Raw genomic sequence first — 17,782 nt, 5'->3', positions numbered from 1 at the left:
CCAATCGTCTTAAACTCCATCTGGCACTTATTTCTTCAGAAATTCTTTCATCTCTTCCAGCGGAATCTGGTGAATACTAGCCGAACCCAGCTCAGGCACCAGTACTAGCTTGATAGAGTTGCCTCTAGCCTTCTTATCATGAGTCAAGGCCTGATAGAGAGCAACTTCATTCCAAGGCTGATAATCCACCGGCAAGCCAAACTTCTGACACATACGGACGATGTCTTCTGTAATTCCGGCTGGCATGAGGCCTTTCTTTTCAGCGACGCGGGAAACCTGTACCATGCCAATCGCCACTGCTTCACCGTGCATGACTTTTCCATAGCCTGCTGTCGCTTCGATAGCGTGCCCAATAGTATGACCGAAATTCAGATAGAGGCGGACGCCATTATCCAGCTCGTCCTCGACCACAATCTTACGCTTAACATCGCAGGAATGGTAGATGATGCTTTCAGCATGCTCCAAAATCGACTCAGGACTGCCATCCATTTCTGACAGCTCATTCCAGAGTTCCTTGTCCTCAATCAAGCCGTACTTGACCACCTCGCCCATGCCTTCAATCAGTTCACGCTGGCCTAAAGTCTGCAAGACTTGAGGGTCAATCAGAACTCCGTCAGGCTGGGTAAAAGTCCCGACCATATTCTTTGCCCAAGGCGTATTGACACCTGTCTTACCGCCAATAGAGGAGTCCACTTGAGCTGTCAGACTGGTAGGAATCTGCACGAAATGAACGCCCCGCATGTAGGTCGAAGCAACAAATCCTGCCAAATCACCAACAACACCGCCACCCAAGGCCACGATACCATCACTGCGAGTCAGACCAACCTTGACCAAAAACTCATAGACTTTGTTGACCGTTTTTAAGTTCTTGCTGGCTTCACCCTCCAAAAAGTCAAAGACAAAAGTCTCAAACCCAGCCGCTTCCAAGCTCAGCTTGACCTTTTCCGCATAGAATCTAGCCACTCGATTGTCCGTGACGATAACCACCTTCTGAGGCTGCCAAAGCTGACTCAGCCAACTTCCAGCCTGAGATAAAGACCCCTTTTCGATGAGAATATCATAGGGATGATGCGGGAGATTCACATTCAGTTTCATAAGCGCCTCCTTATTTATACAATTCTTGTAAACACTGCCAAATTTCCTGACTGGGCATGGTCTTGCCGGTCCAAAGCTCAAAGGCTTCTGCTCCCTGATATAGCAGCATACCGAGTCCATTGACCGCTGTGACATTTTGATTTCTGGCCCATTTGAGAAAGGGTGTTTCAAAAGGTTGGTAGATAACATCTGCAACTAAAATCTGGCTAGGCAGCTCAATCTGTTCAGGCAGGGGCATGCTAATGCCATCCATACCTAGACTAGTCCCATTGACCAGAAGGTCTGATTGGTTGATTTTACCCTGCAAGCTATCCGCATCTTCCAAGGTTAGTACTTGGATACAACTCTTGGTTTGGTGGCTGATAGCTGCCATTCTGCTAACAATCTTCTCATAGGAAGCCTGCCGAGTGAAAACAAAAATTTCCTCTGCCTTATCCAAAGCTGCTTGAGCAATAATGGCTGTCGCTGCTCCACCTGCTCCCAAAATCGTCATTTTTTTGCCCCGAATAGCAAAAGAAGGCAAGCTCTTAAAAAATCCCTTGCCATCTGTGTTATAACCAACTAAAATTCCATTTTTATTCACAACCGTATTGACTGCTCCGATAAAGCGGGCGCTGACATCAAGCTCGTCCAGATAAGGTATCACTTCCTGCTTGTAGGGCATGGAAAGATTGACACCAAACATATCGAATCTGCGGATATTTTCTATACTGGCCTGCAGATCCTTCGCTTCTACTTCCCAAGCTAAATAGACACCATTGACACCAGTCTTTTCAAAAGCCATATTGTGAATAAGAGGAGAAATACTGTGCTTAATTGGCTTGGCAACCACAGCAGCCATGCGGGTGTGGCCATTAATTCTCATTCAAAATCTCCCGGATTTTCTTCATATTGCTCAGAGAAATCTGACCGGGTGCTGACGCCATATCCTGACTGGCAAAAGACCAGCTGGAACCTGTCAAATCAGCCGCAATGCGTGAAATCTTGCCAACTTTTCCCATGGAAATGGTGACAAAATCTTGCTCAGGATTCAAAGTCTTGAAACCGCGAGTATAGTTCATCAAGTCCAGCACATCCTGCTCATTATGAGCCATGACAGAAACCTTGACAACCTTAGGGGTCAGAGAAGTCAGCTCAGAGAGGATTTCCATCATATTTTCAGGCGTTTCCTCAAAGTTATGGTAGCTCAGCACCAGATTAGGAAACTCTAGCATTTCTTCAAATTTCCCCTTGTGAGAGAAATATTCAAAGTCGATATAATCCGGCTGGTAAAAACCTGCTACTTCCTTGATGAGAGCTACGTATTCATCATCGGATAGTTCGATTTCTCCGCCTTCCTGACGGGTCCGCAAGGTGAAAATCAATTCACGTCCGGCAAATTTTTCAAAAATAGCTGGCGCAACATTTAAAATGTCATCCTTGGCCAGAAAATCTGCCCGCCATTCAATAATATCCGCATCTTCATAGCGTGACACATCAATTTCTTGAGCTTCTTCTAAACTCTTGGGCATTACAGAAACGACTAATTTCATTGGTCCACCTTTATTGTAAATACCTTGAGGTAATTACTGCTCCCGTCTTTTTTATTATAGACAAAGTCTGCTGGCAGGCCATACTCCGCAAGATAGCGGTGCTTTCTGCCGGCAAGGCCTTTTTCAATTTCTTGTTTAAACTTACTTTTGGAAAGATTGGCTGCATTGGTACTTAAAATCATGATTCCCTGAGGATTCAAGATTTCCAAAGCTTGTGCAACCAAACGATGATAATCTTTAGCAACTGAAAATGTTCGCTTTTTATTTCTAGCAAAGCTAGGCGGATCTATCACAATGACATCAAAGCTTAGATCGTGACGCTTAGCGTATTTAAAATAATCAAAGACATCCATCACCTGAAAGCGATGCTGATCCAGTGTCAGACCATTGGCCATAAAATGAGCTTCAGACAGCTCACGGCTTCGCTTGGCCAAATCAACTGATACTGTCTGACTGGCACCGCCCATGGCTGCTGCTACTGAAAAAGCAGCTGTATAGGAAAACATATTGAGTAAACTTTTACCAGCAGCCAGACCATCTACCAGACTGGCACGCACATCGTGCTGATCCAGAAAGATACCGGTCATGAGACCATCATTCAGAAAAACCTGATAGCGAACACCGTTCTCCAAGACTGTGAAGGTTTCTGGAGCTTCCGCTCCGTAGAGACGAGCTGATTCATAGTTCAAACCCTTGAAACGAATCTTTTCATAAGCTCCCTGAATCTCTGGGAAAACCTTAGCGAAGGCTGTCAGAATCTGCTCCTTGATAGCAAAGACAAAGTCATTGTACCAAGAAAAAAGCGCAAAGTCATTGTAGAAATCCACCGTGAAGCCACCGAAGCCATCCCCCTCTTGATTAAAGAGTCGAAAGGCCGTCGTGTCAGACGAATGGAAATAAGTAGAACGTCTGCTCTTAGCCTGCTCAAAGAGAGTTTGAAAAAAATCCGAGTTCAGCTCTACCTTCTTCTGGGAAATCAGCCAGCCAACTCCCTTATTTTGTGGAGAGAGATAAGCTGTGCCTAAAAACTTGCCCTGACGGTTTTGGAGCTGCACACATTGATTCTGAAGCGAAAGAGCACCAAAATCCTTTTTATCTAATAAAAGAATGCCCTTTCTCAGTTTTTCTTCTGCCTGTTGAGTAACAGTAAGTTTATTCATAAATTATATTATACCAAAGATTGTGAAAATTCTCAAAGCATATTTTACATTTGAGTTAACAAAAGATTTCACAAACAAGTGCAAAACGACTATAAACCTCTCCATAGAGAGGATAAGGCTTTTATAGAAATATTACAATTTCGCCGATTTAAAATATCTCAAATGCGGCTCAAATTTTCCTTAACTGGAGAAATTATGTTATACTTAGAGGAGAAAATTTTTAGGAAATAAGACAAGGAAGTAACTTTTTGTGAAAAAAATAACCAAGAATTTACTCAATTTCATGAGTACGAGACTAGGTTTTGTCTTGATTTTACTGGTCCTCTATTGGATAAAAACCATGTGGGCCTATACGATTGATTTTAACCTTGATATTCAAGGTGCCTATCAAGTATTTTTAGCTATTATCAACCCTTTTCCTATCAGCCTTTTGCTACTGGGACTAGCACTTTACGTAAAACGAACCAAATTATTCTACAGCCTAGCCTTCGGAATCTATCTGCTCCTCTTTGCTTGGCTGGTATCTAACTCCATTTACTACCGCGAGTTCAGTGACTTTGTTACAGTCAATACTATGCTGGCTTCTAGCAGCGTTTCAGCTGGACTTGGGGAAGCAGCACTGGAGCTCTTCCGCCCTTGGGATATTCTTTATCTGATTGATTTCCCGATTTTGGCCTTCTTATTCTTTAAGAAATACATCCGAATGGATGACCGGCCTTTCAATAAACGCGCCAGCTTTGCTGTGACCTCCCTGTCTGCCATGTTGTTCTCTGCCAACCTTTTCTTGGCTGAAATTGACCGGCCTGAGCTCTTGTCACGTGGATTTTCCAACTATTATGTAGTTCGGGCTCTGGGCTTACCAGCCTTTCTAGGATACAGTGCTAACCAGACATATACCGCCAATCGTGAGCGTTCCAAAGCTTCTGAAAAAGACTTGGAACCAGTAACAGAATATATCCAATCCCACTATGCGGAACCAAATCCAGAATATTACGGGTTTGCCAAGGGTCGCAATGTCATCTATGTCCATCTGGAAAGCTTCCAGCAGTTCCTGATTGACTATAAGCTGCAGGCAGATGGGAAAGAGTACGAGGTGACACCTTTCCTCAACTCCCTCTACCACTCCAACTCGACTTTAGCTTTCTCTAATGTCTTCAATCAGGTCAAGGCTGGAAAGACTTCTGACGCAGAAACCATGATTGAAACTGGACTCTTCGGTCTCAACCAAGGCTCCTTCATGGTTAACTACGGCGGTACCAATACCCAGCAAGCTGCACCTTTTATTCTTTCTAAAAATGGCGGCTATACTTCTGCTGTTTTCCACGGAAATACAGGAAGCTTCTGGAACCGCAATACAGCTTACAAGCAATGGGGTTATAACTATTTCTTCGACGCGTCATACTTTACCAAGCAGGACGACACCAACTCCTTCCAGTATGGTTTGAACGATAAGATTATGCTGAAAGATTCCATCAAATATCTGGAACACCTGCAGCAGCCTTTCTATGCTAAGTATATCACGGTTTCCAATCACTATCCTTACACGACTAGCTTGATTGGTGACGAAATTGGCTTCCCGCTGGCTAAGACCAAGGATGAAACCATCAACGGCTACTTTGCCACTGCCAACTATCTAGATTCTTCTGTTAAGGCCTTGTTTGATTATCTCAAAGAATCTGGCCTCTATGACAACTCTATTATCGTTCTCTATGGAGACCATTTTGGAATTTCCCAAACCCGTAATCCTAACTTGGCCCCTCTTGTAGGCAAAACCTCTGAGACTTGGTCCAATTATGACAATGCCATGATGCAGCGCGTGCCTTACATGGTAGTGGTGCCTGGCATGGACAAAGGAAAGATAATTGATACATACGGTGGTCAAGTAGATATGCTGCCAACATTGGAGCATTTACTGGGCATTGACTCTAAAAACTACCTTCAGGTCGGCCAAGATATGCTATCAACTCAGCATCAGCAAATCACAGCATTCCGATCCAGCAATAACTTTGTCACTCCAAAATACACTAGCTTCAACGGACGGACCTACTACACCCAAACCGGTGAGGAAATTACCAATCCTGACGAAACCATCAAGAAGGAGCTGGATGAGATTCGCAATGCTGCCAATACTCAGCTGAAGATGAGTGACGCTATTCAGACCGGCGACTTGATTCGTTTCTACAAGGGGAATGACTTAGGCAAGGTCAACCCTAAAGATTACTCTTATCTTAATTCAATGAAAGCCTTGTTGGCTATTGAAAAGGAAAAAGGCGACCAATCAACCAGTCTTTACTCTAAGCGAGGCAATGTCTCCACTGTGGACCTCTTTAATTCGCCAAGCTATCGTGCACTGCATCCAGAGCAGTTCCAAACCAGCAGCAGCGACGAAGACAGCAGTCAGGAAGACTCGAGCTCTTCCAGCTCTAGCTCCACAGCCAATCCATAGATAGCAAAAGCCTTAAGTCCAATGGACTTAAGGCTTTTCAGGCTCTATAATTTCTGTAGTGGGTAAAACCACTGTAGGAATGATGGAGCCTATTTGTTGTAGAAAAAAAGTCCCATAAGACTTATAATGAAAAGCGATGAAACTATCATTAGAAAGACTCTTATGGAACAGTTAAATTTTATCACAAACTTACTGGGAATAAAAGACCAGAATATCACTATCTTGGATGTTCTAGATGCTGGTACACATAAAGAAATCATCGCTAAGCTAGATTATCCTGCCCCTAAATGCTCCCACTGTCAAGGACAAATGGCTAAATATGACTTCCAGAAAGAATCAAAAATTCCCTATCTAGAGTGTGTGGGATATAAAATGCTGATTCGCTTAAAGAAACGACGTTTCCGCTGTAAAATCTGTAGGAAAATGGCGGTCGCAGAGACTTCCTTAGTCAAGAAGAATCACCAAATTGCAACCATCGTCAAGCAGAAAATCGCTCAAAAACTAATCGAGAAAGTCCCTATGACGGCCATCGCTGAAAGCTTAGCTGTCTCTACTTCCACCGTCATTCGTAAATTGAAAGAATTCAAGTTCAAGGCAAACCTCAACTACCTTCCAGAACACATGAGCTGGGATGTGGAAACAGTCAGGGAAGTGACTGTTTCAATCGGCAGATAGAGATGAGCTTCATTGCACAGGATTTCGATTCCAGAAAGATTATAGCTATCTTAAGATGGGTGGACTCAAGCAACGATTCGCAATCACTTTCTGCGCTATTCCAGACAGGTCCGAAACCAAGTCAAAATCATTACCATGGACATGTTTAGTCCCTACTACGATATTGCCAGAAAACTATTCCCAAACGCTAAAACCGTCCTTGATCGCTTTCACATTATGCAACATCTCAGCCGTGCTATGAGTCGTGTTCGTGTTCAAATCATGAATCAATTTGATCGAAAATCACACGAATATAAGGCACTGAAACGCTACTGAAAACTGCTCCAACAAGATAGTCGAAAACTAAGTCATAAACGCTTTTATCGTCCAACTTTTCGGTTGCATTTGACCAACAAAGAGATTCTGGAAAAGCTTCTCTCTTACTCTCAAGCACTCCGAGAACACTATGAACTCTACCAACTCTTACTGTTTCATTTTCAAGAGCAACAGGCTGACCATTTCTTTGGACTCATTGAAGATACCATTTCTTATGTAAATCCTATTTTTCAAACTGTTTTTAAGACCTTCTTGAAAAACAAGGATAATATCCTGAACGCACTGGAATTGCCCTACTCAAACGCAAAACTAGAAGCTACTAACAACCTCATCGAAGTCATCAAGCGAAACGCTTTCGGCTTTCGGAACTTTGACAATTTTAAAACTAGAATCCTCATCGCTTTGAACATCAAAAAGGAGAGGACTGATTTAGTCCTCTCCAGATTATAACTTTTCATCAACCCACTACAGTTGACAAAGAGCCCGAAAAAGAGGGATAAGTTGCAGATAAGTGAAAACCTCTAAAGTTGGAAAACTTTAGAGGTTCATGCTAAGGTTGAAAATGCTGGTGCAAGATAGCAAAGTAGTCTTCTGGATTGTGGAGAAATGGGAAGTGGCCGCTGTTTTTAATGGTGAACACCTGAGCGCTGGGATAGCGGCTGATGACAAAGTGCATGCTAGCACCAAAAATATCATTGTCACCGAAAGTCACGGTAATAGGAAAAGCAGGATCTTCTAGTCGGGGCAAGAGAGGATAGGCCATAATTTCCTTTCTTGTCTGATTGCCTGCTTGGACTGAAACATTGCTCATGTCTAGTTTCACATCATGAAAGGCTGGATAGTCGGCATTGTAATTACGGACAACTTGGCGAAAGAGAGCTTGCGAAGCCTTGGAACTACCAAGATTGCCGAGCAGAGAATAGATTCCCATTTTTAGCCATTCGATAGTCGTGCAGTGATTTTTATTGTAATTCATCATCTCTTTTTCCATTTGCTGCCACTGCTTGCTCGTGCCTGTTCCCGGAGAGGAAAGAAAGAGACTAAGAACCCGCTCAGGGATTTTGCTGGCGTAGATTTGCGCGTACAATCCGCCCCAGGAATGTCCCAAAAGGTGAAATTTATCTACATTGAAGTGGTCGGCAATCGTGTTGATGTCCGCAATGTAGGCTTCCATGCTGTAGTCGCCACTCAGGCAGGGCGATTTTCTCGTTCCCCGCTGGTAAAAGACAATCAGTTGATAATCTTTTTCGAGCTTAGGGATAAAGAGCTTGAAGTCATCAGGCGTTCCCGGTCCACCGTGCAGCAGGATAATCGTTTCCTTGTCAGGATTGGGATAGCAAACGGTGTAGAGTTGGTCGGATCCGTTTTGAATCATTGTTTCGATTTTTTGAGAATGGGTCATAGCTTTCCTTTCTATTAAAGTGCCCACCATTGGTAGAGGCTCCAGTAGAGGATATTGAGAACGACGATAAGTGAAGCGCTGCTGGTCAAGTAGGTCAAGATTTTTCGACCCTTGCTCACTTGGAAGGTTGAGCGCAGAAAGATTGGCAACCCAGCATTGACTAAGAAAATCAGTGCAAGCAGGGCAAAGAGAATGGCTTGCCAGCGATAATCGGGCATGTACTTCCCCGAAACGGCAACTATGACGAGACCTGCTAGATTGACTAGGCTAACCAAAATCAGTCCGCAAGTGCCATAATGCCAAATTTTCCAACTTCTTGGAGTCGGTCTTTTGCTTTCTTTTCCAAAAAGTGAGCGATATATCTTGCTCAAAGCAGCTAACAGAAGAACAAGTACGGCATAAACCGATGCCAGTCCCAGCAGAGCGACAGAGCCATAATCCTTTATCACCTCCCAAAGCGAGAGCTTTTCTAAATTATTATAGGTTGTTTCAACTTCTGTTCGGCCTTGGCGCTGTTGCAAAAGCCAATAGTTGCTGACTAATAAATGACCGTCTTTTATCACATCTTTCACATAAAAAGTATAAACAGGAGTAAGGCGCGAAATAGAGGTCGGGCCTTGCTGAATGGAGCGGGAAGTCCGATACATGCCCTCCTGAAAGTCTTTTTGAGACTGGTTAGGGGCTTGCTTTTTCTTGCCAAAGACTAAATCGGGCAGACCGAAAGAAAAGGTGGCTTCTTCTCTCTGATTTACCATGGTAACCATGCCGATACCCGACTTGAAATCCAGCGAAATCATGGTTGAAAAACCGGCAAAAGAATGACCGCCGTGCCCTAAAATAGAGCCTATCTCATACTCTGTCACCCAAAAGCCGTGGGCATTCTTAGCGACTGCTTTATCTGAGAATGTAGAAGTTGTCTGATACAGTTCATTCCAGGTTTCTGGGCGCTTAAAGAGCTTTTCCTTTCTCAAAAGAGCTTGCGCGAACCGCTTGAAATCGGCAAAAGTCCCTGTCGCCTGCCCCGCTGGATAAATATCCGCGGGAAGCAATTTATCTAGATATAAACTTCCGTTTGTATCATAGGTTTTCTCACCCTGCCGCTTGTCTCGGACATAGGTATTGTCCGACAAATCAGGTAAGAGAGCGGTATGGTTCATGCCCAAAGGCTGGAAAATATGCTCGTGGACATAATCCGCAAAGTCCTGTCCGCTGATGCGCTCCACGATATAGCCTGCTAGAGCTGTACTGTAATTGGAATAGGATGTCACCGTCCCTGGCTCATAAGTTTGAGCGGGCTGGCTTTTTAGTAATTCTTCCAAGCTCTTGCCTGTTCCTGTGTTCAGCGGCGTTTCATCAAAACCCGCTTGGTGGTTCATCAGACCCAGCATGGTAATGGGCTTGTCGTATTTGAGGTGTTTCAGGAAATCCTTGGGCAAATACTCTTTTATATCTGTTTTTAGGTCAATTTTTCCTTCTTCCCAGAGCTGCATGACGCTGAGCCAGACGGTCAATTTGGTGGCAGAGCCCCACTCAAAAACCGATTTGTCGTCCACAGCCAGCTTCTTTTCCTTGTCCATATAGCCAAAGTTCTTTTGGTAAATGGTTTGGCCGTCCTTATCAAAGACTGCTGCCGCCAGTCCCGCGCTGGTTTTTTCGTGTTCCTTGTGGAAATTTTCAATTTTCTGACCGATTTGGTCATAAGGCGTGCCCGACGGCAATTTTTGCTGGTCAGCTCGAACTTGCGCTGCTCCAAAAGCCACCAAGCCACATGTTACCAACGCCACAGCGCTTTTCAAAAATGATGTTTTCATGATTGCCTCCTTAGAATTTAAACTGCCTTCCCCTTTGCACCCTTATCCTAACAAATGGACGATAGCAAATCTACCCCTTTTCGGTAAGTGGTAAGATTTCCTAAGTAAGTGGTAGAAAAAGTAGCTCTATAATTTCTGTAGTGGGTAAAACCACTGTAGGAATGAGCGAAATGCTTTCGGCTTTCGGAACTTTGACAATTTTAAAACTAGAATCCTCATCGCTTTGAATATCAAAAAGGAGAGGACTGATTTAGTCCTCTCCAGAATATGACTTTTCACAACCCACTACAGTTGACAAAGAGCCACTTTTCATGTAGCTAATATTTCATTAAATAACTTCAAAAACAGAAACCGTCAGATTTTCAACATAGAAAGGCTTCTTATGACGGCTATTGCCAACTACAAGGCGCAGCTTATCTGCATTAGGCAGATAGTAAGGCAGGCCGCTAGCGTTAAAAATGACTTGATAGTGCTTGTCATCCTTGATTTCAAAGATAATCAAGCCACTGCCCTGTTCTGCTGATTGGACAAAGACATGCTTATAAATATCTTCATAGGTCTGATAAGAAAAGGCTTTGCAGCTTGTCTTGAGACGAATAATGTCCTTGATAAAATCAATACTCTCTTGATGGTGCTGCAAAATATCCCAATTCACCTGATTGACTGCATCTGGCGCATTGTAGCTGTTCATAGCCCTTTCGCGATCGCTATGCAGGACTTGGTCGTCTTCCCCCGTAGCTACGAGCTTGGTACGAGAAAATTCCTGTCCAACCTCCATGAAAGCCATACCCTGCATGAGCAGGTTCATGGCAGTTGCCAGCTCAATCCGCTTGGTGCGAGTCAGAATATCATCATCAGGATGCAGCTCCGCAAGCAAATCATGCAAGTTGAAATTGTCGTGAGCCTCCACGTAGTTAAGGACTTGATCAGGACTGCGATAGCTGCCTAGCTCACTGCTGCCGAGGATAGACTTAGCGACGATATCTTCCGTCGCCTGACCACTGACAAAACCAGCCTTGATGCCACCGTATACCTCGGCTCCTTTGACCGCATCCCGCTCTGTATCATTGAAAAATCCAATCCGCGGCAACTGATAGGCATTGTCCTTCTTAGCCTTGTCTTCTGGTCTCAGGCCTGTTCCCATATCCCAGCCTTCTCCATAGAGCAGGATTCTCGGATCTACCTCATCCATAGCATGACGAATGGCATTCATCGTTTCCACGTCATGAATTCCCATCAGGTCGAAGCGGAAGCCATCTACATTGTACTCCTCTACCCAGTAGAGCAGAGAGTCAATCATAAACTTGCGGAACATCTCATGTTCGCTGGCTGTCTCACTCCCCACTCCAGTTCCGTTTTGGAAAGAGCCGTTAGGATTCATCCGATAGTAATAATCCGGTACCGTAGCCTGAAAAGCAGAATCATAGGTCGAGTAGATGTGATTGTAGACAACATCCATTGTCACAGAAATCCCCGCATCATGGTAGGCCTGAATCATCGTTTTCAAATCACGGATGGCCTGCGCTGGGTCAGCAGGATTGCTGGAAAAGCTAGTCTCTGGAGCATGATAGTTCTGCGGGTCATAGCCCCAGTTGTAGATTAGCTCTCCATTTTCATCATAGTCCTTGTGACGGTCAGAGACAGGCTGAAGCTGGACGACATTAACGCCTAAATCACTGATATAGTCAAAGCCTGTCTTTTGCCCTTGATGATTGGTAGTGCCTTTTTGACAGGCTCCCAAGAAGGTCCCGCGCAGCTGACTATCCACGCCTGAAGTCTCCGACTTGGTCAAATCCCGAATGTGCATCTCATAAATCACTGCTTGATTTGGATTATCCAAGCGCCAGAAAGCTTCTTTGCCCTGTCGAACCTCAAAGCCCGCTACTTCTGTCTCATCCGCTCCAAGAATCGCTGATCGCTTGCCATCTGGACTGGTCGCAATGGTATAGGGATCGCGAGTATAAAAATTACGGTATTCAAAGCTAACATGGTAATGATAAGTTTTGCCGGTCAAGTCTTCTGCTATTTCAGTTGACCAGACACCGATGGTGTTTTCCTTATGGTCGTGAGAATATCGGTCTCCTTTTTTCATTGGGAAGATTCTATAAACAGGAGCTTGATTGTCAGCCGATTCATAGACTACCAACTCTACCTTCCTAGCTGTCGGTGCCCAAACTTTGAAAGTATGTTCGCCGTCCGTCTGACGGTGTCCCAACCAGCCTTGATAGCCCCAGCATTCATCAAAATAGTCTGTTCTCAAGGCCATATCAAAGTTATGCGGACGCCGGCGTGAATACTGGTGACTTGTCGTTGCAGCCTGCAGGGAATAATACACCTGAGCATCTCCCTCAATCAGCCAAATTTCCGTCACCAGATGAGGAGGCAACAGATCAATATGATAGTCACAGGACTGGCTAGACCAGTCTGAGCGTTTGATAATCACATGAGCATGATCTAAGGGCTCCCAGGTTTGAAATGATAATTCCCCCTGAATACCAAAATAATCAAGTTTGGAAAAGGCTACTTCCTGTCCCCATTGGTTTATTTGCCACTGCCACATATCATAGGAGAAATAATCTCCAGTAGGATTGTGATAATGGACTAAGACTTTATAGTCTAGCATGTTCTTTCATCTCTTTATCTAAAATTATTCTATTGAAAGGGCTGTCTGACTGATTTCATCAATATTGGCAAAAAATTCCAAATGGCCGTGCAGCACTTCCAGTTCAACAGGCGTATCACCGCCATATTCTCCATCCAAATTCAGCATAAATGGACCTTTTTTATCTAAAACTTCCAGCTGCAGCTTGCTTGTTTTGAGGTATTCTACATTGATATCGCCAACGTGCTGACCGCCATTGATAGCCTGCATCATCAGACTCAGCATGTCAAAGAGATTAGCTGTCTTGACCAAAATCAAGGTAAAATTCCCGTCGTCTAATTTAGTATCTGGCGCTAGCTTTTCAAAACCACCGATAGAATTGGTCAGAGCCGCAAACATGAGCGAAATCTTCCCTTCAAAGACACCGTGGTCATGCTTGATACGGACCTTGCGGAACTTAGAGCGAGGGAGTTTTTTTGCTCCTTCTGCGACATAAGCAAAGTAGCCTAGGCGAGATTTGACCTCGCTAGGTACGCTATAAGTCAGCTCTGTCAAGGTTCCAGCCGCTGCAATATTGATAAAATACTTGTTACCATAGGCCCGGCCAATATCCATCTTAATGGTCTGGTTCTTTTCAATAATGCGGGCCGCCGCTACTGGGTCTCCCATGGGAATCTTGAGAGCACGCGCATAATCGTTAGTTGTGCCAGTTGGAATAAAGGCCAATTTAGGCCGTTCGTCCAGATTCGCTACGCCATTGACTACCTCATTGATGGTACCGTCGCCGCCTGCCGCAATAATCAAATCAAATCCTGCTTTTGCTGCTCTTTCAGCTTCTTTTTGAGCAGAAAGAGGCGCTGGAGTGGTTTGGTAGGCGCTGGTTTCATAGCCCACATCCTCCAAAACATCCAGAACTTCCGCTATATTTTTCTTAATAATTTCCTGTCCCGAAGTCGGGTTATAAATCAATCGTGCTCGTTTAATCTTATCCTTCATACTTCAGCCTCATAAGCTATCAAGCCAATCTTCATCCCGAATTTCAATTCCTAACTCCTGAGCCTTGGCCAGCTTGCTGCCGGCATCTGCGCCAGCTACTACCAGATCCGTTTTTTTAGAAACAGATCCAGAAACATTAGCACCTAGACTCTGCAATTTTTCTTTGGCTTGATTGCGTGTCAATTTTTGTAATTTACCAGTCAAAACAACCGTCATACCTGATAGGGCTGCATCAGCCGCTGCCTTTTGTCCCAGATAGTCCAGATTCACACCTGCTTCCTGCAGTTCCGCCAAAAGAATCTGAGAGCCTTCCTGCTCAAAATAGGTATGCAGGCTTTGGGCAATCACCGTCCCAAGACTGTCGATAGCCGCAATCTCTTCTTGGCTGGCCTGAGACAACCTAAGAATATCATGGAATTTCTCCAGCAAAATCCGACTGGCCTTGCTTCCCACATGGCGAATCCCCAAGCCAAACAAGAGGCGTTCAGCTGAGTTTTTCTTGGAAGCTTGAATAGCAGTATACAACTTATTTGCTGATTTTTCCTTAAAGTTCTCTAGTTCTAGTAAATTTTCTATCGTTAGCCGATAGATTCCAGCCACATCCTTGACTAGATTTTGAGCAAAGAGCTTCTCTACCACTGCTGGACCAAGGCCGGTAATGTTCATGGCATCCCGGCTAGCAAAGTGAATCAAGCCCTCCTTGATCTGGGCTGGACAGAGCGGGTTAATGCAGCGCAGAGCCACTTCGTCTTCAAAGTGCACTAGCTCACTCTCGCAGCTTGGACAATGGCTTGGCACTTCCAAAGCCTCTTCTGACACCCGCTTGGACTCGACCACTCGCAAGACAGCTGGAATAATATCTCCTGCTTTATAGACGATAACGGTGTCTTTCTGACGAATATCCTTCTCGGCAATGTAGTCCACATTGTGCAAGGTCGCTCGGCTAACTGTCGTTCCCGCTAGCTGGACAGGCGTCAGATTAGCTGTCGGAGTCACAACTCCCGTCCGACCCACTGTCCAGTCAACAGATAGAAGCTGGGCTTCCTTTTCCTCAGCCGGAAACTTATAGGCGATAGCCCACTTAGGTGCCTTGACAGTAAATCCAAGCTCCTCTTGCACCGCCAAGTCATTAACCTTGATGACAATACCGTCAATTTCATAAGGCAGGCTATCCCGCTCCTCAGCGATCTTTTCGATAAACTCCCAAACTGATTCAATAGAGTCCGCCAGAATATGAGTAGGATTGACTGAGAAGTCCAAATCTGCCAGCTTGTTTAAGACCTCTTCTTGGCTGCCAACCTGAGTAGGACTGGCTTCTTGGTATAGGAAAGTCGCTAGATTGCGCTTAGCCACAACTGCTGTGTCCAGCTGGCGCAAGGTTCCCGCTGCTGCATTACGTGGATTGGCAAACTCAGGCTCACCATTTTCCTGTCGCAGCTGATTGACCGCATCAAAGGAAGCCTTGGGCATGTAGCACTCTCCGCGAACCGTAATGTCTAGCGGTTCTTTCAAGGTCAGAGGAATATCCTTGACCCGCTTGAGATTTTCAGTGATATTTTCACCAACAGAGCCGTCCCCCCGAGTCGCTCCTGCTACCAAGATTCCCTTTTCATAGGTCAGGGAAATAGAGAGCCCATCAATCTTGAGCTCACAAAGATAAGAGACTTGTGGAAATTCCTTGCGAACCCGCTGGTCAAAGGCTAGTAATTCTTCACGTGAAAAAGCATCCTGCAAACTAAAGAGAGGATACTGGTGTGGATATTTTTCAAATCCTTCTAAAATCTTCCCGCCCACCCGATGCGTCGGACTGTCAGGCAGGATATCGGTTGGGTACTTTTCTTCTAACTCCGCTAACTCACGATAGAGTCTGTCATACTCGCTGTCCGATACGCTTGGCCTATCTGCCGTATAATATTCATGGGCGTATCGATTGAGCAATTCTACTAATTCTGACATTCTTTCTTTCATACTTCTATTTTATCACAAATACACAAAATCTTCCTCTATTTGTTCCCAATTTTTCCTAAAAAACAAAAGGACATCATAACCACCCGTCTAACGGGTGGTTTGTCCCAGGGCTATAAGCCCACATCACCAGCCAGCGCCTAAAGACGCTGGCTTTCACTTTGTTCAAGCCTCATTGCTCTTGACTCGTCACAAATCTCTCAAAGAGGTGTTTGCATTACTTGCCACTATCCCTAAAGGGATCCTCATATTCTTTTTCACTCAATTCATCCAACGCTATATCATGCTTTTCCTTCTCTTGGATATATTTCTTAATTGTGGCTTCATTAAGTCCTACTGTACTCACCTAATAGCCTTCCGCCCAAAAATGTTGGTTCCCAAACTTATATTTTAGATTGGCGTGCTTATCAAACATCATGAGAGCACTTTTACCTTTTAAATACCCCATAAAACTAGAAACACTTATCCTCGGTAGAATACTTACCAACATATGTACATGATCTGGCATTAAGTGACCCTCAATAATTTCAACACCTTTATAACTACATAATCGGTGGAATATTTCACCCAAACTGTTTCGATATTGATTATAGATGACTTTTCGTCTATACTTAGGTGTAAATACACTGTGATATTTACACATCCACTTTGGGTAGTGTAAAATAAGTTGTGTAAACACAAAAAGGAATAAATCCGTTATAGTAGAGTTGCGAAACATTACTAGAAAGAGATTTATTCCTATGCCACAGTTTACTACAGAATTGCTTAACTTCCTAGCCCAAAAGCAAGATATTGATGAATTTTTTCTTTTCTTTCTTCCAAACTATCTGACAAAAGTGCTTCTTTCCAAAAATCTGGAATTGGGGCATTTAGAATATTTGCTTTATCTGTTACAATTTCTACTTCTGAAGAAGTTAAAGTATACTTGTTTAAAAATTCTATTTTATCTGTCATTTACTCTACCCCACTGCAAAAAAGAGGACGTCCGTCCTCTTAAAACCTTACTACAAGTTGTAGCCATAAAAATATTTTGTACTTTTTTTCCACTCTTTTTGAGCCAGAAAGTCTACGAATTCTTGAGCTTTCCGTAAATCTTGCTCGCTAACTTCCTGTCCATATTCAAGTGGAAAATGATAACCAGATAAGACTGAAAGAAGACTTGGCTGGATAAAAAGAGCGAAACGTTCCTTTTGGTTAGCCGCCATATACAAACGCTGGAAGATGATTTTTGTTAAATCACCAAGAAAAATCGGTCCCTTTTCATAGTAATAAAGTCTTTTATCAACTGATTGGACTTTATCCAAATAATACTGTCCCACTTCATCAAGGTCGGCTTCTTCACCAAGAACATCATAGTAATCTAGATAAGAGTCTAAACTATCACGAATAGCAACCGCTACATCTGTATCTTCCCAATCCTCCCATAAAGCTAGCAAATAAGGGATGACTTCATAAGACAGACTGTTAATCGCGCTTGAAGCAAAAGTTAAAGCACCAAGCTCTGACACATTAGCTAAAAAATTCAAATTTTGAGGATTTTCTAAATCTTCGTGAGTACAGACTGAACAAAACAAGCGAATACACAGATTAAGCACGGCATCGTCTTTAGTGGTATTCATCAAGTCAATCAAAAGATTTTTTACAGAAAAATCTCCTTTTTTGAGCAATTCAGCAATTAACAAGATACAATCTTTTTCATCTTGTACTTGCACTAATTTTTCTCTCAATTCTTCTACTGAGAGAGCTTATCTCACCGTACCATGAACCTGTTAGTAATATATTT

The 17,782-nt window shown here is 43.8% G+C and carries 12 protein-coding genes and 2 pseudogenes; 2 read left to right on the top strand and 12 right to left on the bottom strand.

Translation table 11 applies throughout. The annotated features are described in order from the left end of the window. Positions 1-27 precede the first annotated feature (27 nt). The 4 genes from aroB to HMPREF9380_RS06135 are packed head-to-tail and all read right to left on the bottom strand — an operon-like array spanning position 28 to position 3,787. Positions 28-1,095 carry a 3-dehydroquinate synthase gene (gene aroB / locus HMPREF9380_RS06120; protein ID WP_002933215.1) on the bottom strand — a complete coding sequence of 356 codons (1,068 nt, stop codon included), beginning with the start codon at positions 1,093-1,095 and terminating at the stop codon, positions 28-30. A gap of 10 nt (positions 1,096-1,105) precedes the next feature. Beyond that, positions 1,106-1,960, bottom strand: coding sequence for a shikimate dehydrogenase (locus HMPREF9380_RS06125; protein WP_002933211.1), 855 nt, complete (start codon positions 1,958-1,960; stop codon positions 1,106-1,108). After that, a complete protein-coding gene (gene aroD / locus HMPREF9380_RS06130; protein WP_002933208.1) occupies positions 1,950-2,627 on the bottom strand; it encodes a type I 3-dehydroquinate dehydratase in 678 nt (225 codons plus the stop codon). Before aroD ends, HMPREF9380_RS06125 begins: the two co-directional genes overlap by 11 nt. Then, positions 2,624-3,787 (bottom strand): class I SAM-dependent rRNA methyltransferase, encoded by a 1,164-nt coding sequence (locus HMPREF9380_RS06135; RefSeq protein ID WP_002933206.1) that lies wholly within the window; start codon positions 3,785-3,787, stop codon positions 2,624-2,626. The genes aroD and HMPREF9380_RS06135 overlap by 4 nt, the downstream gene beginning before the upstream one ends. 250 nt (positions 3,788-4,037) lie before the next feature. Between HMPREF9380_RS06135 and HMPREF9380_RS06140 the strand changes: the two genes are divergently transcribed. Together HMPREF9380_RS06140 and HMPREF9380_RS11445 are read left to right on the top strand one after the other, a co-directional pair. Then, complete coding sequence (locus HMPREF9380_RS06140) at positions 4,038-6,233, top strand: LTA synthase family protein (RefSeq protein WP_002933203.1); 2,196 nt, start codon at positions 4,038-4,040, stop codon at positions 6,231-6,233. A gap of 162 nt (positions 6,234-6,395) precedes the next feature. Then, positions 6,396-7,673 (top strand): annotated as a pseudogene (locus HMPREF9380_RS11445) (ISL3 family transposase). Positions 7,674-7,773: 100 nt separating this feature from the next. On the opposite strand, the gene HMPREF9380_RS06145 reads toward HMPREF9380_RS11445, so the two are convergent. The 8 genes and pseudogenes from HMPREF9380_RS06145 to imm47 all read right to left on the bottom strand — a co-directional run bounded on the left by HMPREF9380_RS06145 (position 7,774) and on the right by imm47 (position 17,726). Further along, a complete protein-coding gene (locus HMPREF9380_RS06145) occupies positions 7,774-8,655 on the bottom strand; it encodes an alpha/beta fold hydrolase (protein ID WP_002933192.1) in 882 nt (293 codons plus the stop codon). Further along, the gene (locus HMPREF9380_RS06150; RefSeq protein WP_002933191.1) at positions 8,640-10,436 is read right to left on the bottom strand and encodes a serine hydrolase domain-containing protein; all 1,797 of its coding nucleotides are present in this window, start codon (positions 10,434-10,436) and stop codon (positions 8,640-8,642) included. Before HMPREF9380_RS06150 ends, HMPREF9380_RS06145 begins: the two co-directional genes overlap by 16 nt. Positions 10,437-10,764: 328 nt before the next feature. Continuing rightward, entirely contained in the window at positions 10,765-13,059 is a 2,295-nt protein-coding gene (gene pulA / locus HMPREF9380_RS06155) for a type I pullulanase (RefSeq protein WP_002933190.1), read from the bottom strand. A 24-nt stretch (positions 13,060-13,083) separates the two neighbouring features. Further along, a complete protein-coding gene (locus HMPREF9380_RS06160; protein ID WP_002914839.1) occupies positions 13,084-14,034 on the bottom strand; it encodes a diacylglycerol kinase family lipid kinase in 951 nt (316 codons plus the stop codon). Positions 14,035-14,043: 9 nt separating this feature from the next. Then, positions 14,044-16,002, bottom strand: coding sequence for an NAD-dependent DNA ligase LigA (gene ligA / locus HMPREF9380_RS06165; RefSeq protein WP_002933189.1), 1,959 nt, complete (start codon positions 16,000-16,002; stop codon positions 14,044-14,046). Positions 16,003-16,216: 214 nt separating this feature from the next. Then, a pseudogene (gene tnpA, locus HMPREF9380_RS0111005) lies at positions 16,217-16,642 on the bottom strand (IS200/IS605 family transposase). A gap of 122 nt (positions 16,643-16,764) precedes the next feature. Then, positions 16,765-16,953, bottom strand: coding sequence for a hypothetical protein (locus HMPREF9380_RS06170; protein ID WP_002933180.1), 189 nt, complete (start codon positions 16,951-16,953; stop codon positions 16,765-16,767). Positions 16,954-17,003: 50 nt separating this feature from the next. Continuing rightward, positions 17,004-17,726, bottom strand: coding sequence for an Imm47 family immunity protein (gene imm47 / locus HMPREF9380_RS06175; protein ID WP_111681459.1), 723 nt, complete (start codon positions 17,724-17,726; stop codon positions 17,004-17,006). Positions 17,727-17,782: the final 56 nt, after the last annotated feature.

This window comes from Streptococcus sanguinis SK49, assembly GCF_000212815.1.
GTDB classification, from domain to species: domain Bacteria; phylum Bacillota; class Bacilli; order Lactobacillales; family Streptococcaceae; genus Streptococcus; species Streptococcus sanguinis_C.
This window is presented reverse-complemented; position numbering and strand designations above follow the sequence as displayed.

What these genes read in the sequence shown, in the direction of transcription:
- aroB (WP_002933215.1), bottom strand. Translation starts at nt 1,095, where the DNA reads ATGAAACTGAATGTGAATCTCCCGCATCATCCCTATGATATTCTCATC.
- pulA (WP_002933190.1), bottom strand. Translation starts at nt 13,059, where the DNA reads ATGCTAGACTATAAAGTCTTAGTCCATTATCACAATCCTACTGGAGAT.
- ligA (WP_002933189.1), bottom strand. Translation starts at nt 16,002, where the DNA reads ATGAAAGAAAGAATGTCAGAATTAGTAGAATTGCTCAATCGATACGCC.
- aroD (WP_002933208.1), bottom strand. Translation starts at nt 2,627, where the DNA reads ATGAAATTAGTCGTTTCTGTAATGCCCAAGAGTTTAGAAGAAGCTCAA.
- HMPREF9380_RS06145 (WP_002933192.1), bottom strand. Translation starts at nt 8,655, where the DNA reads ATGGTGGGCACTTTAATAGAAAGGAAAGCTATGACCCATTCTCAAAAA.
- HMPREF9380_RS06125 (WP_002933211.1), bottom strand. Translation starts at nt 1,960, where the DNA reads ATGAGAATTAATGGCCACACCCGCATGGCTGCTGTGGTTGCCAAGCCA.
- HMPREF9380_RS06170 (WP_002933180.1), bottom strand. Translation starts at nt 16,953, where the DNA reads ATGACAGATAAAATAGAATTTTTAAACAAGTATACTTTAACTTCTTCA.
- HMPREF9380_RS06150 (WP_002933191.1), bottom strand. Translation starts at nt 10,436, where the DNA reads ATGAAAACATCATTTTTGAAAAGCGCTGTGGCGTTGGTAACATGTGGC.
- HMPREF9380_RS06135 (WP_002933206.1), bottom strand. Translation starts at nt 3,787, where the DNA reads ATGAATAAACTTACTGTTACTCAACAGGCAGAAGAAAAACTGAGAAAG.
- HMPREF9380_RS06160 (WP_002914839.1), bottom strand. Translation starts at nt 14,034, where the DNA reads ATGAAGGATAAGATTAAACGAGCACGATTGATTTATAACCCGACTTCG.